Genomic DNA, 16,317 nt, shown 5'->3' with positions numbered 1-16,317 from the left:
TTCGGTCAGGTGGTGAGGTGAGCTTGATCGCCAAATGGCTTGATGGCGCTCTGAACAAGGGCTGAGACCTCGTTGTTCGACCCGCCGCCGGTGAAGAACAGCATCTCGTCGCCGGCTTTGAGCACATCCTCGGGGGTGGGGATGACGATCCCGCTTTCCCGGATGACGACGGCCAACGCGGTGTTCTCCGACATCGGAAGCTCACGTATCTGCTTGCCCACCAACGGATCGCCTTCGGGCAGCGTGAGTTTCGCCAGGCTGACCTGGCCCTGCCGCAGCTCCATCAACCGGACCACGTGACCGATGTCGATGGCACCCTCGATCGCCGAGACGAGCGCCGCAGGCGCAGAGACCGCGAGGTCGACACCCCATGCCTCGTTGAACAACCACTGGTTGCGCATGTCGTTGACCCGCGCGACCACCCGGTCCACCGCGAACTCGGTCTTGGCCAACAACGACGTCGTCAGGTTCGCCTTGTCGTCACCGGTCGCGGCGATCATCACGTCGCAGGTCTGGATTCCGGCGTCCTGCAGCGCGGCCAACTCGCACGCGTCGGCCAACAACCAATCGGCCTCGGGCACGGTCTGCGGTTCGTAGTGCCGCACGCTGTGTTCGATCAACAAGATCTTGTGGCCGTAGTCGATCAGCTCCTGGGCGACCGAGCGGCCGACCGCGCCCGCGCCCGCGATGCCGATGCGCATGGATCGGCGGTCCTCGGCGCCGCTTGACGCCTCGGCTGGTCGCTTCCTGACGCGGATCACCAGTTCATACTGACTTATCCGCTGCCTTATCCGCTGCCGTGGTAGGTGTTTTACTGCACGTCGCACCAGCCATCCGGTCCGAACGGGGAAGAATGACCCTGCAGCATCTCTATCTGGTGCTGCTGGCGGGCGGGCTCGTTTTGTTGGCGAGCATCGTCGCCACCCGCGCTGCCAGTCGCATCGGCTTGCCAAGCCTGCTGTTGTTCCTGGCCGTCGGGGTCATCGTCGGTGAGGACGGGCTGGGCCTGCAGTTCGACGACTACCTGCTCGCCGACCACCTCGGCACCGTCGCGTTGGCGATCATCCTCATCGAAGGTGGTCTGACCACGCATTTCGCCGACGTGCGCAAGGTGCTGGCCCCCGCCGGGATGCTCGCTACCCTCGGCGTCGCGGTCAGCATGGTCGTCACGGCCGCGGGCGCGCATCTGCTGCTGGACATGGATTGGCAACTGGCGCTGCTGCTCGGCGCCGTCGTCTCCTCGACCGACGCGGCCGCGGTGTTCTCGGTGCTGCGGATCGTGCCTTTGCCGCGCCGCGTCGCCGGCCTGCTCGAGGCCGAGTCCGGGTTCAACGACGCCCCGGCCGTCATCCTCGTGCTGTTGTTCAGCGTCACGCCGCTGGAACTGTCGCCGGTGCACACCGTCATCGAGGTGGGCTACGAGTTGGTCGCGGGCGCCCTGATCGGCGTGATCGTCGGCGTGGTGGGTGCTTTCGGCATGCGGCGGATCGCGCTTCCGGCCTCCGGCTTGTATCCGCTTGCGGCGTTCGGCCTCGGCATGGTGGCCTTCGCGGCGGCGGGCGCCGCACATGCGAGCGGATTTCTCGCCGCGTACGTTTCCGCGCTGGTGCTGGCGAATTCCGGGTTGCCTCACCGCTCGGCGACCCGTTCGTTCGCCGAGGGACTGGCCTGGCTCGCGCAGATCGGCCTGTTCGTATTGCTCGGCCTGCTGGTGGACCCGAGTGACCTGGGCGCCGAGGTGCTGCCCGCGATCGCCATCGGGCTGGTGCTGTTGTTGATCGCGCGGCCGATGTCCGTCGCGGTTTCTCTCGCCGGCTTCCGAATACCTTGGCGGGAACAGCTTTTTGTGTCCTGGGCGGGTTTGCGGGGCGCCGTCCCGATCGTGCTCGCCACGTTCCCGATCGTGGGCGGTGTACCCGACAGCCTGCGGGTGCTCAACATCGTCTTCATCCTGGTCGTGGTGTTCACCCTGGTGCAGGGACCGAGCTTGGGTTTGGTCGCTCGCCGGTTGGGGCTGGTCTCCAAGGAGGCCACCCGCGAGATTCAGGTGGAATCGGCGCCACTCGACGTCCTGGAGGCCGAGCTGCTCACGATGACCGTGCATGCCCCGTCGCGCCTGCACAACGTCTCGGTGCGCGAGCTACGCCTGCCCGACCCCAGCGTGATCACACTGATCATCCGCAACGGAAACACTTTCGTGCCTCAGCCGGACACCCGGATCGCCATCGGTGACGAGCTGCTCATCGTCACCACAAGCAAGACACGGGAGGCCACCGAGCGGCGACTGCGGGCCGTGAGCCGTCGCGGAAAACTCGCGCATTGGTTCAACGAATACGGCGAGGCCGGGTAGCTGCGACTACGCTTCGTGGAGTGCGATTCGCCTTCAAGACATCCCCGCAAAACACCACCTGGGCAGACATGCTCGCGGTCTGGCAGGCCGCCGACGACATCGAGATCTTCGAGTCCGGTTGGACTTTCGATCACTTCTATCCGATCTTCTCCGACTCGACCGGGCCGTGCCTGGAAGGCTGGATCACGCTGACGGCGCTGGCGCAGGCGACCAAGCGGTTGCGGCTGGGTGCGTTGGTGACGGGCATCCACTATCGTCATCCGGCCGTGCTCGCCAATATGGCTGCGTCGCTGGACATCGTCTCCGACGGCCGGCTGGAACTGGGTATCGGCGCCGGCTGGAACGAAGAAGAGTCCGGCGCATATGGCATCGAGCTGGGCACCATCAAAGAACGTCTCGACCGCTTCGAGGAGGCGTGCGAGGTGCTCACCGGACTGCTCAGCCAGGAGACCACGACGTTCGACGGCAAGTACTACCAACTGAAGGACGCGCGCAACGAGCCCAAGGGTCCGCAGCAGCCGCATCCGCCGATCTGCATCGGCGGCAACGGGGAGAAACGCACCCTCAAGATCACGGCCAAATACGCGCAGCACTGGAATTTCGTCGGTGGACCGCCCGAGTTGTTCGCACGCAAGCGCGATGTGTTGGCCGCGCACTGCGCGGACATCGGCCGCGATCCCGGCGAGATCATGCTGTCAGCCCATGTCCGGCTGGATCCGGAACGCAATTACGGCGCGGTGATCGAGGAGGCCGCGGCGCTGGGGAAAGAGGGGCTGGACCTGGCCATCGTGTACCTGCCGCCGCCGCACGACCCCTCAGTTCTGGAGCCGCTGGCACAGGAAATCAGGTCGTCGGGTCTGCTGGACAGCAAAGAACCGTGACGATCACGAACAGATAACGGTTCGGCAAACGAGCCGTTACCCGACCATCGCTGCGACGGGTCTATGGGAACCGAGTTCGCTAGATGCCGTACCGAAGAAGTTCGTCGGCAGTGATCAGCCGCTCGGCCTTCGCAGGGAAACCGCGGCTCTTCAGGGGATGACGGAAAAGTGACCAGGCGATTCGACTCACCCGTGACCGAGAGATTGGGTTGAGGTACACGGAACTAACTCCTGCGTCGATACAGATAGCTGATCAGGGCCCCACCCTACCGCAGCGCCCTCATGGAGTCATTAGATAACGGAGGCCAAGCAAACAGTCTGAGGCGCGCCGAGATATCATCTGATGTTTTTATTGGGACAGTTGTGACTGAAGTGAAATTGGGCTCTGCCGGTCGGCGTGGTCGACCGTGATGCCCCGGCGGGCCATGCTGGGGCGCTCGGCCGTAATTGGCGTGCAGTTGTTTGCTGACGTGGCTTTACATGTGGGCTTTTCCTTGGCAGTCGGTGATTGCAGCCGATCGACTGGATAACTCCCCGACGTGGCTGTTCAAGACTTTTGCCTGGTAGACAGGGCTTGTTTTGGTCATGTTGCCATCGGGCTGGCAGCCCAAATTCATGCGATTGGCGGGGTTGCTGTTCAGGTAGCATTTGCGTGGTGATGCCCGAGGGGCTTGCCAACCAATCAGCGCCGAGCCGGCCGCAGTGGAGTGACAAATGACCGAGACTTTGCGGATCGATGCGCCGCTGGTGCTTGAGGCTGGAGCCAGGTTGCAGGCGCTCGCGGCCGCGATCCCACCGCCGCCGACGGCGTTCAGCCCGCCTGGTGGCGATGCGTTGTCGGTTGCGATCGCGGGCAAGGTCGCCGAAGTGGTGGATCCCGTGCTGGCCCAGTTGCCGGTGACGAAAGAAGAGTTGCGGCAGTACGCGCAGAACGTGTTGGCCGCGGCGGGCATGTATGACGCAACGGACCGACAGCTCGCCGAGGAGATTCTCAAGCGGCTGGGCGAGTTCGACGGAGCACAAACCGGGTCGACAGGTGGTGGTGGCGCGGGCACAGGCGGCGCGGCAGGTGCGACGGCGGCTCAGGGTGCCGCGGCATCAACCGGTGCTGGTGCCGCTGACCAAGCCGGACAGATGGGCCAGATGATGCAGATGCCAATGCAATTGGCGCAGCAGGCGGCTCAGGTACCGATGCAGATCGCGGGGATGGCGGGGGCGATTCCGGCGGCGATGATGCAGGGTTTGCATAGCGCCATGCAGCAGGTCGGCCAGGTGTCGGATATGTCCGGTGCCGAGGACGAGCTCAAATCCGAAGGACGAGAAGAGAAGTCGACAGAGGTCGCGGACGAGAAGCGGCCAGAGGAAGATAAGCAACCTCCGGTCGAGGGGGCGGCGCCGGGCACGGGTGGTGGTGAACGCGCACCCGAGCCGCGTGCACAGGAAGCGGAGCCAGATGTGCCTGAGGCACCGCCGAAGCCGGCGCCGACACGGCCGGCTGGAGCGGCACCGGAGATTGCGTTGTGAGCTTTTCGCCACCGCCAGGAGGCCCCCCGTATCCGCCGCAGCAGCCGCCGTGGCCACCGCAGCAGCAGTGGTCACCGGGTCCGCCGCCGAAGAAGCGCGGCAACGGCTGGAAGTGGACGCTCGGCGGACTAGCTCTGATAGCAGTCATCGGAGTGACTGTGGCAGTGACGATCTCGGTGACAAGGGATGATACCGGCAACGGCCCCAATCCCTCGGGTAACACCTTTGGCCTGGCAAGCGCCGACGACAAGGGCCCCGCGAACATCATCACCGAAGACCCCACATGTGCCGCCTGGAGGCCTGTTGCCGACGGCTTCGCTGATGCCACCAAGATGGGTTGGAACAAACGAGATCCCGCGATATCGGCGGAGGAATGGACAATCGATCAGCGCGCCATATACGAGGAAGTTGGCCACGCAGCACGTTCCGCAGCCGAACAAACTGTACCGCTAGCGAAGCTGACGCCCCACCGAGTGATGCGCGAGCTATATGAACAGTTTATCGCGTATGCACGTGCTTACAGTGACCTGATCCCCTCCTACACGCCTCGAGACAATCACGTCTCGGGAGCAGTCATCACCATATCTGGCGCGTTGACCTACGTGTGCTCCGCCGTTGAATGGAAATCTGCACAAGCGAGAGCTCCGTTCATTCCCCCGCCTCCGGCCCCGTCACAGTTTGCACCATTGACGGATCCAAATGAACCTCAACGATTCATGGACGAACCCGACCCGACATGCGCCGCCTGGGACCGCCTGCTCAATGCTTTCGACGCTAATACGAAAGCTTGGCAAGCGCTTGAATCAAGTATCCCAGCCTCTGATTGGACGCCAAACCAGCGTGCAGTGATCGACGCGGTAATACCTGTGATGGAGAGGTTCGCCAGGGATATTGAGGAGACCGGGCGGACTACTGCCAACCCGGTCATTCAAGACTTCGCCACTTTCGCCGCGCAATACCGCAGGGCATACGCGCAAGCTCTGCCCACTTACACACCCGCAGATTCGTTTCTCGCTACGGCATCTTTACGGGTCACGTCAACCCTGTATGAAGCTTGCCAAGCAGTAGTGGACTGAAAATGGGTATCGGCCGGCCACCTGATCCATACGGTTTGACGACTCCCCCGGCTTGGCCCGAGGTCGACGAAGAAGTCCTTCAGTCTTGTGCCGATGCATTCGCCGCAGTTTCCCATTCGGTTCAAGCGCAACTGGACGTCGCTCGCAAGGAGCGCACTCGGTTATTCGCCGGGGTCGGCGTGTGGTCGGGGAAGAGTGCGGCATTCGCTAGCGCCGCGCTTGACCGTCGCATCACAGATTTAGAGTCAGTAACTGAAAGCCTCGATGCGGCCGCAAAGCTTTTTACTGACTCGATCGCTGCGGTGGTCCACGCGAAGAGTCAAATCATCAGCAATGTCGAGGCGGCAAACAAAGTTCTTGACTTCATCCAGAACCATCCCGATATACCCGAGGGCGCGAAAGCAGCAGCAATCGACTCTGGTGTGGATGCGATTCGCAGTGAAAACATCGGGATCGTTGCGGCGGCCGGCACACGCGTCTCGGGTACGCCGTCGTCAATGCTGCATGAAATGGGGCCCGATAAGGGTCACGGTGGGTTAACGCAGACGCCGGTGAATCCGGTGAATGACTCGTCAGATCAGACTCGGTTCATCTTAGCGAGCAACCAGAGTACTTCAGGGACGCAGTTTGCCGAAAACCCATTGCCAGCAGCTCTACTCGGCACTACTCCTACTAATGAGGCGGCTTCGGACATCACAGAAGCGGAGGACCCTCCTGTCACCGAGGTACCGTTTACCATACCAATCAGCGAAGCTACTTCTGAAACATCCGGCGCCGAAGCCCCGCCGCTTCCCCCGGCCGGGGGAGAAAGTCCTTCACCGCCACCTGCCGCTCCCACATATCCTGGCACGCCCGTGATTCCCGGCGCCCCGACCGCTCCCGCTACGCCATCAGCGCCACGCATCAACACGCCGACGAGTCCCTTGTCCGGCACCTCCGCGCCATCGCCTTCTACACCCAGCGCACCGAGTACGGCGAATCCCGCTGCGGCGGCTGCCAATCAAGCGCAGCTGGCCGAGTTCCAACGTTCGATGGCGGATGCCGCGACGAAAGCCGCTGGCCAGGCACCGATTCCACCACCGCAGCCGGCATCACCACCAATAGGGACTGCGCCTGCAGCGCAACCACTCTCTGCGCTATCGGTACCCGATACCCCCACCGCTTCCACTCCGCCCGCGCCAACTTCATCTGCCGGGCCGAGCCCCGGTCTCACTGCCCCAGCCCCTGTCGCACCTCCTTCCGTCAGTGGCGCCCCGCCGGGTGGCGCAGTTCCGTTAGGTCCGCCCGCTACACCTCCGCCGGCGGCGCCCGTGGCTCCCCCAAGTTCAGCCGCGCCCAGCGTCGCTCCGGCCGCGGCGTCAGCAGGCTCAGGCTCCGTCGGCGCACCCGCACCGGTACCTGTCTCGGCAGCGCGTGCGCAGCGTGAAGCGATCGCTGCCGCAACGCTTCGGCGCCCTTCGGCAACCGATCCTGCGCAGATTGCCCACCGTATTGCTGCCGCACTAAATGTCGGCGTCAACGACATTGGGTTCTTCTGGATCACCGGCCTCGCCAAGGACGGCACGATCGTCGTCGCCAACAACTACGGTCTTGGCTACATACCCGAGAACGTCAACCTGCCGGATCAGGTGAAAATGGCAACGGCCGACGAGTCCATCCCCGCCACTGTTCGTGGCACATGGGCGACGTATCCGATTCTGGCCCTTCATGGTTGGGCACAACACCACAACACCGAACTGCGAGCGGTCATCGCGACCGAGGACCAGTTCAAGGGCTTCGACCCCGGCGCACCCACGATGGTTCTGCGACCCGACGACATCCCCGAGAGCGGACAGATGACGGGCCGTCACCGACTGCAAGTAATCGCTGCCGACGCCGCCGTCAAACTGGCCGCCCTCAGTGGCGGCGGTCTTTCGGACGTACTCCCGCCAGCACGGGTCGGAACCGAAGCGCCGGACGATCAACGGTCGGCGTTGTGGTTCGAAGTTTTCCGACCGCTACTGAGCAACGCGCCGGATCGAGGACAGGTTCAACTGGACGCCTTCGTCACCTACGCCGAGCACGCGCAGGAATTGGCCCTTCATCGCGCTCACATCGCGACCGAGCCAGCCGAGCAACGCGCCGCGATCGCCGATTGGATCTATTGGCAGCACCTGGCCGTCCTCATGGCGGACGCGATCGCAACAAGCGCCAACGTCTGACCCGAGACCGGCAGAACTCCTCTCGCGCGCCTGGGGATGACGCTCAGATTTGTCGTACCTGTCTGCGATGATCGAATCGATGTTCGATCCTGGGTTTCGGTCCGCCGGCGATGCGGAGTTGGTCGCCGAGATCGCGGCGTGCACGCGTAGCGAGGCGGCTACGGCGGCGCGGCGCTCGGCGGCGATCGGTGAGTTGGCCGCTCGCGCGAGACAGTCTTATGAGCAGCGCCAGCACTGGGTGGCCGATGGGTGGGAGTGCGCGGCCGCCGAGGTCGCCGCGGCGATGGGCATCAGCCGGTATCGGGCCGGCCAACAGATGGCCATCGGGTTGGCCCTGCGTGAGCGGTTGCCCAAGGTGGCCGCGTTGTTCGGTGCGGGCGCGATCAACGCCCAGGTGATCGCCACGATCACCTGGCGCACCCATCTGGTGCTGGGTGAAGAGCCACTGGCTGCCGTGGATGCCGATATCGCCCAGCGTGCCGCGTCGTGGGGGGCGTTGGGCCAGCAGCGCCTGGAGTTGGCCATCGATGCGATCGTGGAAACCCACGATCCTGATGCGCGACGGCGGTTTCATGACGCCGCGCGTCAGTGTGATGTGCAGGTGGGCAAGCCCGATGACGCCACCGGCACCGCCTCGGTGTATGGGCGACTCTCGGCCACCGATGCCGAGTTGCTCCAACGGCGACTGGCCCAGATGATCGCCGGAGTGTGTGCAGGCGATCCGCGCAATCAGGGGCAGCGCCGGGCCGCGGCGCTGGGCGCGTTGGCCGCCGGGGCCGATCAGCTGGCCTGCCAATGCGGCGGCCCACAATGCCCGTGGGCCGATAAAGACGACCCCCGCGCAACCGCGTTCGTCATCCACGTCATCACCGACACCACCCCCACCAACACCACCAAATCCACCGCGGCTCTGTCCCGCGACCCGAACACCAACACCGAAACCCCCATACCAGCCGCGCCCACCGAGGAGGCGCCCACGCCGCACGCCGAGCCGGCGCCGGTCGCCGACGAGTCGGGCTCACCGCCGCAGGCCGAGCCGGCCTCGACGGCGGTGATTGTCGGTGGCGGGGTGCTCCCACCGGCGTTGCTGGCCGAGCTGATCAACAACGGCGCCACGGTGCGCAACCTGTATCGGCCTCCCGACATCACCGAGCCGCGGTATCGCCCCTCACGGTCCTGTGAACGCTTCGTGTGCCTGCGCGATATGACGTGCCGGTTTCCCGGCTGTGACCGCCCCGCCCAATGCTGCGACGTCGATCACACCAACCCGTACCCGCCTGGGCCGACCCACGCCTCAAACCTGAAATGCCTGTGCCGTTTTCATCATTTACTGAAAACGTTTTGCGGTTGGCGCGACCAACAACGCCCCGATGGCACCATCATCTGGACCGCACCCAGCGGCCACACCTACCGCACCCAGCCCACCAGCCGGCTGTACTTCCCGCACTGGCACACCACCACCGCTGATCTACCACCACCAGCCAACTCACCCCCACGCTCGGCGCAACGCGCCCTGAAGATGCCACGACGACGACGCACCCGCGCCGCCGAAAACGAAGCACGCATCAACGCCGAACGCAAACTCAACGCGACAACCCCACCGCCGAACTTCTAACCGCCGCGGGTCGCCCTCTCCTGGCCGCGATCTCACCACCCCGCGGTGAGCCCGCCGTTCAAACCTCCTGAAGCGCCGGGGAACCGCGCCGCCGCTGCGGGCAGATGCAATATCCCGCCCGTCACCGAGCTCCGACACGTCCCGCGCCAACCCTGAACCCCATCTTCAAGGTTTGGCTCCCCCCTCAGCGGGCACGCCCTAATACGACCACGAGGAGGACGCCCATGCGCGCAGTGACCTGGCAGGGACGACGGAAGGTCTCCGTCGACACCGTGCCCGACCCGGCGATCAAGGAACCCAACGACGCGATCATCCGCGTCACCAGCACCAACATCTGCGGGTCCGACCTGCATCTGTACGAAGTCCTCGGCGCGTTCATGGGCGAAGGCGACATCCTCGGGCACGAGGCGATGGGCGTAGTCGAGGAAGTCGGTCGTGACGTCAACGAACTCAAGGTTGGGGACCGCGTCGTCATCCCGTTCAACATCTCCTGCGGGCACTGCTTCATGTGCGACCAAGGCCTGCAGAGCCAGTGCGAGACCACCCAGAACCGCGACCAGGGCACCGGCGCCGCCCTCTTCGGCTACTCCAAGCTCTACGGCGAGGTCGCCGGCGGTCAAGCCGAGTACCTGCGCGTCCCGCAGGCGCAGTACACGCACATCAAGGTGCCGGCTGACGGACCCGACGAACGCTACGTCTACCTGTCCGACGTCCTGCCCACCGCTTGGCAGGGCGTCGAGTACGCCGACGTGCCCGACGGCGGCACGCTGGTGGTGCTCGGCCTCGGCCCGATCGGGTCGATGGCATGCCGGATCGCATCACATCGCAACAACTGCAAGGTGATTGGTGTGGACCTGGTCAACGAGCGTCTTGACCGCGCCCGCGATTATTGCGAGGAGATCATCGACCTGCGCAAAGATGACGCCGCCGAAATCGTCAAGAGCCATACCCAGGGCCGCGGCGCCGACTCCGTGATCGATGCAGTCGGCATGGAGGCACACGGCTCCCCGATCGCCGAAGCCGCCCAGACGGCCAGCGGCTTCCTGCCCTCCCCAGTGGGCCGGGTGATGATGAAGCACGCCGGCGTCGACCGCCTCGCCGCCCTCAACTCCGCCATCTCCCTGGTGCGTCGCGGCGGCACCATCTCCGTGTCCGGCGTCTACGGGGGCGCGGCCGACCCGATCAACATGATGACGTTGTTCGACAAGCAGATTCAGCTCCGGATGGGCCAGGCCAACGTCAAACGCTGGGTGCCCGACATCATGCCGCTGCTCACCGCCGACGACCCGCTCGGCGTCGAACAGTTCGCCACCCACCGCCTTCCGCTGGCCGCCGCCCCCGACGCCTACGCCAGCTTCCAGAAGAAGCAGGACGGCATGGTCAAGGTGGTCCTCACGCCCTAATCGGGGTATTCGGCACGCATGGATCAATCCGAAGCACCGCTCCTGGATGCTCTGGTCGACTACCGCAAGCGTGACCGCTACGGGTTCAGCCCGCCCGGTCACCGCCAGGGCCGCGGCGTCGACGAGCGCGTGCTCGCCGTGCTCGGCCACGAAGCGTTCCGTGACGATCTGCTCGCCAACGGCGGCCTGGACGATCGCCGCTCCCGCCACAAATATCTCCAGCACGCCGAGGATCTGATGGCCGAAGCCGTCGGCGCGAAGGTGGCCTGGTTCTCCACCTGCGGCAGCTCACTGTCGGTCAAGGCCGCGATGATGGCCGTCGCCGGTGGGCCGGATCAATCCGCCGCATCGTCGGGCGGCGGCAGCCTGATCGTCCCTCGCGACAGCCACAAATCCATCGTCGCGGGCCTGATCTTCTCCGGCGTTCAACCGCACTGGGTCACCCCGCGCTGGGATCCAGACCGGCACATCTCCCACCCACCGTCGCCAGACGAGTTCGAACGCGCCTGGGATGCCCACCCCGACGCCGCGGGCGCCCTCGTCGTCAGCCCCAGCCCCTACGGCACCTGCGCCGACCTCGCCGGTATCACGCGGGTGTGCCACGACCGCGGCAAGCCGCTGATCGTGGACGAGGCATGGGGCGCTCACCTGCCGTTCCACGAAGACCTCCCCACGTGGGCGATGGACGCCGGCGCCGACGTCTGCGTGGTCAGCGTGCACAAGATGGGCGCCGGGTTCGAACAGGGCTCGGTGTTTCACCTCCAGGGCGATCTGATCGACCAGACCCGGCTCTCGGCCTGCGCCGACCTGCTGATGACCACCAGCCCCAGCGTGCCGATCTACGCCGCGATGGACGGCTGGCGCAGACAGATGGTCGAGCACGGCCACGACCTCCTCGGCGCTGCAATGGAATTGGCCCGCGGTCTGCGCGACGACATCGAGCTGATCCCCGGCGTCGAGGTGCTCGACGACGAACTTCTCGGCATCGAGGCCTCACACGACCTCGACCGCCTCCAGGTGCTGATCGACGTGTCGGCCACCGCAACGTCGGGTTACCAGGTGGCCGACTGGCTGCGCGCACACCGTCAGATCGATCTCGGCATGAGCGATCACCGCCGCATTCTGGCCACCGTGTCGTTCGCCGACGACAAGATGACCTGCGAACGCCTGCTGGACTCGCTGTGGGCGTGGCGCAAGGCCGCCAACGACTTCGACAAGCCACCACGGATGCGGCTGCCATCGCCGTCGGAGATCGAGCTGGAGACCGCGGTGCTGCCCCGCGACGCGTTCTTCGGCCGGACCGAAGCGGTGCCTGCCGACAAGGCCGACGGCCGCATCGCCGCCGAGCAGATCACCCCGTACCCACCGGGCATACCCGCCGTCGTCCCCGGTGAGCGTCTCAACGACACCGTGATCGACTATCTGCGGTCAGGCTTGCGAGCCGGTATGAACCTCCCCGACGCCGCCGACCCGACCCTGCAGACATTCCGGGTGGTCGCCTGAGGACCTGGTTTGGCCGACCGAAATTCTGGCAACATTACCGGTCAGTAAGAAGTTTCCTCCGACATTCACCGGGTGGGGCACATGACCGGCACGACGGAAATTTTCTTTATTGCGCAGGACGAGGGCGGTGGTGCCGCGCTCAACGAAGTGATCGGCTTGTCGATCTTCGCGGTCGTGGTGACGGCGCTGCTGCTGTGGATCGGCTGGATGCACCGCAACCGCAAAATCACCTGGCTGACCCGCCTCGCGGACTGGTCGGGGCGCCGCTTCAAGCGCCCGCCGTGGGTGGCGCTGCCCATCGCGGTGTTCATCACGGCGATCATCTGCGCGCTGTTCGGTTTCATCTGGGACGTCAGCCTGCACATCGGCGCGGGCCGCGACGAGGGCCCGCTGGCGAACCCCGCGCACTACTTCATCCTGGCCGGCCTGTTCTTCATCTTCGTCGCGGGCTGCCTGGCGGTGGTGCTACCCCTCGGCGGGGCCGACGACAAACCCGGGCCGGCTGCGGTCCGGATCACCGACAACTGGTATGCCCCGGTCGGTGGCCTCGTGATGGCCGGGTGCGGTCTGTATGCACTGATGGGTTTCCCGCTCGACGACATCTGGCACCGCATCTTCGGCCAAGATGTCACCCTTTGGGGCCCAACGCATTTGATGATGATCGGCGGCGCCGGGTTCTCCACCCTGGCGGCCCTGTATCTGGAGCATGAAGGCCGGCGGGTGGCCAGTGCCGACACGCCTCCCGACGGCATCGGCCTGAAGTTCATCCAGTACCTCGCCTTCGCCGGGGTGCTCATCGGCATGTCGGTCTACCAGATCGAGTACGACTTCGGCGTGCAGCAGTTCCGTCAGGTGTTCCAGCCCATGCTGATCGCCGCCGCGGCCGCCTTCGCCCTGGTCGGTGCGCGGCTCTTCATGGGCCGCGGGGCGGCCATCATCGCCGCGCTGCTCGCGATCGGGCTGCGCGGGCTGGTCTCTCTCGCGGTGGGACCGGTGCTGGACGCGCCGCACAATTGGTTCCCGCTCTATCTCGGCGCGGCGGTGCTCGTCGAACTGATCGCGCTGACGCCGCTGCTGAAACGGCCGATCATGTTCGGCCTGGTCAGCGGTCTGGCCATCGGCACCGTCGGGCTATGGCTGGAATCGCTGTGGATCAACGCCGTCTACCCCTACCCGTGGGAGACCAGCCTGTGGCCCGAGGGCCTGGCGATGGCGGTTCCTGTGGCGGTGCTGACCGGCGGCTGCGGCGCGATGCTCGGCATGGTGCTCTGCGGTCAACGGCTGCCGCAACGCGCCATCGGGATCGGACTGGTCGCGCTCACTGTCGTCGCCATCGGCGCCGCCACGGCCAACGGCCTGCGCTACAACGTCCCCGAAAGCGCCACCGCCACAATCACGCTCACCGAAGCCCCCGGTGTCGGCGACCAACGGCAGGTTATCGCGGACGTCCAGCTCACCCCTGCAAACCTGATCAGCGAGAACCCCAACTGGGTGTCGGTGCTGGGTTGGCAGGGCGGTCTGGCCAACCAGCGCGGGCTCTTCATCGACCACCTCGACGCGGTCGGTCCCGGCCATTTCCGCTCGACCAAACCGATGCCGGTGTCCGGATCGTGGAAGACGCTGCTGCGGGTCCACGACGGCAAGACGTTGGCCGCGGTTCCGATCTATCTGGCCGGCGATCCCGGCATCGGCGCGGAGGAGGTGCCCGCCGAGGCCACGATGACGCGCCCGTTCGTCGCCGAGATCACCATCCTGCAGCGCGAGCGCAGCCCGGACATCCCCCAGGCGTTGTGGCTCATCGGCTGCCTGGTCGTGCTGGTCTGCACGCTGGTCATGGTCGCCGGCGTCACCTGGGGCGCCGGCCGGATCAACAAATACGAACCGACGGGCAGCGAGGCAGAGTTGCGACCCACGGTTCGGGCATGACGAACGACCCCGACGTCGTCGTCCTGGCCGACCATTCGATCTGGCTGGCCGTGCCGGCGTTCGCGCCGGCGATCGTGGTGGCCGCCGTCGTCGTGTACATCACCGTCAAGAACCGTCGCAAACCGGAAACAACGATGGAGGATCGTGATCAGTCGTAAGGCACTTGCCGTCCTGGCCACCGCAGCCTTGGTCGCCGCGGGATGCGGCGCCCAAGACAGCGGCACCGCGGAGGAGACGTCCCCGCCGACGTCAGGCGTCAGCCCGACCGACCGGGTCACCCTCGACATCAGCATCGAAGGCGGGCAGGTCGATCCCACCAACGCCCAGTTGGAGGCGAAGGTCGGCGAACCGGTCGTGGTCCGGGTCAGCAGCGACGCCCCCGACGAACTGCACGTGCACTCCACCCCGGAGCACACCTTCCAGATCAAGCCGGAGCCGGGCCAGTCCTTCCAGTTCACCGTCGACGTGCCCGGTCGCGTCGACGTGGAGTTGCACGACGCGCACAAGACCGTCGCGACTATCCAGGTGCGGTGAGCACCGGCCCGTCGCTGGCCGTACTGGCGCACGGCCTTGGCGGCTCGTCTGATCTGCCGATCCCATACACCTACGCCCTGATCGGCGCGGCCTGGACGCTGACGTTCACCTTCGCCGTCGTCGCGTTCGCGTGGCGCAAACCGCGCTTCGATCCCGACAAGCCCGGGCGCCCGTTGCCGCGCCGGGTGACGACGGTGATCGACGCGCCGGTCACCAGATGGGCGGCCGCGCTCGCCGGGTTGCTGTTCGCCGGGTGGGTGGCGGTGGCTTCGACTGTCGGACCCCAGGACGCAGCCAACCCGCTGCCCGGCGTGTTCTACGTACTGCTGTGGGTCGGCCTGGTGGCCCTGTCGCTGGTGGCCGGTCCGGTGTGGAGGGCGATCTCTCCGGTCCGGGCCGTGCACCGGCTGGTGGGCTGGCGCTCGCTTGGTCGCGCCTATCCGGCGGCGCTGGGCTACTGGCCCGCCGCGCTGGGTCTGTTCGCGTTCGTCTGGCTGGAGCTCGCCAGCCCCAACCCGGGATCGCTTGGCGCCATCAGAATTTGGCTGCTGACCTACGTGGTCGTCACGCTGGCCGGTGGGCTCGTGTCCGGCCCACGCTGGTACGGCCGGGCCGACCCGTTCGAGGTGTACAGCGTGGTGGCGTCGCGGCTGTCGCCGTGGCGGCGCGATCCGCGCAGCGGGCTCATCGCGATCGGAAACCCGTTCGACCACCTGCCTTCGCTGCCGATCCGAGCCGGGGCCGTCGCGATCATGGCGGTGCTGCTGGGATCGACGGCGTTCGACAGCTTTTCGGCGATGCCACGCTGGCGCGACTTCGTCGACGAGAACTCGGCATCCCCCCTGAGCGCCACCTTGATCCGGACCGCGGGCCTGCTGCTGTTCGTCGGGGTGGTCGCGGCGACGTTCTGGCTGGCGGCCATCGCCACCGGCGGCGTCGACCGCAGACAGCGGCGCGCGCTGCCCGGCCAGATGGTGCACTCGCTGATCCCGATCGTGATCGGCTACGTGTTCGCGCACTACCTGACCTACCTGGTGGAACGCGGCCAGCAAACGATCATCCTGCTGTTCGGGCTCGACGGCGACGTCAACTACGTACTGTCGCTTCACCCTTCGCTGCTGGCCACCATCAAGGTCGGCTGTGTGCTGGCCGGCCACGTCGCGGGCGTGATCGCCGCGCACGACCGCGCGCTGCGCCTGTTGCCCGCCGGCCACCAGTTGACGGGGCAGCTGGCGATGATGCTGGTCATGGTCGGCTATACGTTCACCGGGCTGTATCTGCTGTTCGGCGGATAACGGCGCTAC

13 protein-coding genes are annotated in these 16,317 nt (G+C 65.8%); 12 read left to right on the top strand and 1 reads right to left on the bottom strand.

What is annotated here, in order from left to right; all coding sequences use genetic code 11:
• Positions 1-5: 5 nt before the first annotated feature.
• A complete protein-coding gene (locus K3U96_RS01330) occupies positions 6-701 on the bottom strand; it encodes a potassium channel family protein (RefSeq protein ID WP_220693355.1) in 696 nt (231 codons plus the stop codon).
• A 152-nt stretch (positions 702-853) separates the two neighbouring features.
• Between K3U96_RS01330 and K3U96_RS01325 the strand changes: the two genes are divergently transcribed.
• The 12 genes from K3U96_RS01325 (at position 854) to K3U96_RS01270 (ending at position 16,308) form a co-directional block, all read left to right on the top strand.
• Positions 854-2,350 carry a potassium/proton antiporter gene (locus K3U96_RS01325; protein WP_069403486.1) on the top strand — a complete coding sequence of 499 codons (1,497 nt, stop codon included), beginning with the start codon at positions 854-856 and terminating at the stop codon, positions 2,348-2,350.
• Between the two features lie 20 nt (positions 2,351-2,370).
• On the top strand, positions 2,371-3,231 hold the full coding sequence (locus K3U96_RS01320) for an LLM class F420-dependent oxidoreductase (RefSeq protein ID WP_069403485.1): 861 nt from the start codon (positions 2,371-2,373) through the stop codon (positions 3,229-3,231).
• 714 nt (positions 3,232-3,945) lie between these two features.
• Positions 3,946-4,755: a PE domain-containing protein gene (locus K3U96_RS01315; RefSeq protein ID WP_220691823.1), complete on the top strand. Its 810-nt coding sequence runs from the start codon at positions 3,946-3,948 to the stop codon at positions 4,753-4,755.
• A gap of 158 nt (positions 4,756-4,913) precedes the next feature.
• Entirely contained in the window at positions 4,914-5,831 is a 918-nt protein-coding gene (locus K3U96_RS01310; RefSeq protein ID WP_230982330.1) for an ESX-1 system-associated protein, read from the top strand.
• 35 nt (positions 5,832-5,866) lie between these two features.
• Complete coding sequence (locus K3U96_RS01305) at positions 5,867-8,032, top strand: EspK C-terminal domain-containing protein (RefSeq protein WP_220691822.1); 2,166 nt, start codon at positions 5,867-5,869, stop codon at positions 8,030-8,032.
• Positions 8,033-8,111: 79 nt separating this feature from the next.
• Positions 8,112-9,647, top strand: coding sequence for an HNH endonuclease signature motif containing protein (locus tag K3U96_RS01300; RefSeq protein WP_220691821.1), 1,536 nt, complete (start codon positions 8,112-8,114; stop codon positions 9,645-9,647).
• A 224-nt stretch (positions 9,648-9,871) separates the two neighbouring features.
• Entirely contained in the window at positions 9,872-11,050 is a 1,179-nt protein-coding gene (locus K3U96_RS01295; RefSeq protein WP_220691820.1) for a zinc-dependent alcohol dehydrogenase, read from the top strand.
• 18 nt (positions 11,051-11,068) lie between these two features.
• Complete coding sequence (locus tag K3U96_RS01290) at positions 11,069-12,553, top strand: aminotransferase class I/II-fold pyridoxal phosphate-dependent enzyme (protein ID WP_220691819.1); 1,485 nt, start codon at positions 11,069-11,071, stop codon at positions 12,551-12,553.
• A gap of 81 nt (positions 12,554-12,634) precedes the next feature.
• Positions 12,635-14,479: a hypothetical protein gene (locus K3U96_RS01285; RefSeq protein WP_220691818.1), complete on the top strand. Its 1,845-nt coding sequence runs from the start codon at positions 12,635-12,637 to the stop codon at positions 14,477-14,479.
• Positions 14,476-14,637 (top strand): hypothetical protein, encoded by a 162-nt coding sequence (locus K3U96_RS01280; RefSeq protein WP_165614079.1) that lies wholly within the window; start codon positions 14,476-14,478, stop codon positions 14,635-14,637. Before K3U96_RS01285 ends, K3U96_RS01280 begins: the two co-directional genes overlap by 4 nt.
• The gene (locus K3U96_RS01275) at positions 14,621-15,013 is read left to right on the top strand and encodes a hypothetical protein (RefSeq protein ID WP_220693353.1); all 393 of its coding nucleotides are present in this window, start codon (positions 14,621-14,623) and stop codon (positions 15,011-15,013) included. Before K3U96_RS01280 ends, K3U96_RS01275 begins: the two co-directional genes overlap by 17 nt.
• Entirely contained in the window at positions 15,010-16,308 is a 1,299-nt protein-coding gene (locus K3U96_RS01270) for a hypothetical protein (protein ID WP_220691817.1), read from the top strand. The genes K3U96_RS01275 and K3U96_RS01270 overlap by 4 nt, the downstream gene beginning before the upstream one ends.
• Positions 16,309-16,317 lie beyond the last annotated feature (9 nt).

The sequence above is a fragment of the Mycolicibacterium holsaticum DSM 44478 = JCM 12374 genome, from assembly GCF_019645835.1.
Taxonomy (GTDB): Bacteria; Actinomycetota; Actinomycetes; order Mycobacteriales; family Mycobacteriaceae; genus Mycobacterium; species Mycobacterium holsaticum.
The sequence above is the reverse complement of the archived record's forward strand: the minus strand, read 5'-3'. Positions and strand labels throughout refer to the sequence as shown.

Excerpts from the sequence above, each read along its gene's own strand:
- K3U96_RS01330 (WP_220693355.1), bottom strand. The coding sequence starts at position 701 with ATGCGCATCGGCATCGCGGGCGCGGGCGCGGTCGGCCGCTCGGTCGCC.
- K3U96_RS01325 (WP_069403486.1), top strand. The coding sequence starts at position 854 with ATGACCCTGCAGCATCTCTATCTGGTGCTGCTGGCGGGCGGGCTCGTT.
- K3U96_RS01315 (WP_220691823.1), top strand. The coding sequence starts at position 3,946 with ATGACCGAGACTTTGCGGATCGATGCGCCGCTGGTGCTTGAGGCTGGA.
- K3U96_RS01300 (WP_220691821.1), top strand. The coding sequence starts at position 8,112 with ATGTTCGATCCTGGGTTTCGGTCCGCCGGCGATGCGGAGTTGGTCGCC.
- K3U96_RS01295 (WP_220691820.1), top strand. The coding sequence starts at position 9,872 with ATGCGCGCAGTGACCTGGCAGGGACGACGGAAGGTCTCCGTCGACACC.
- K3U96_RS01290 (WP_220691819.1), top strand. The coding sequence starts at position 11,069 with ATGGATCAATCCGAAGCACCGCTCCTGGATGCTCTGGTCGACTACCGC.
- K3U96_RS01285 (WP_220691818.1), top strand. The coding sequence starts at position 12,635 with ATGACCGGCACGACGGAAATTTTCTTTATTGCGCAGGACGAGGGCGGT.
- K3U96_RS01280 (WP_165614079.1), top strand. The coding sequence starts at position 14,476 with ATGACGAACGACCCCGACGTCGTCGTCCTGGCCGACCATTCGATCTGG.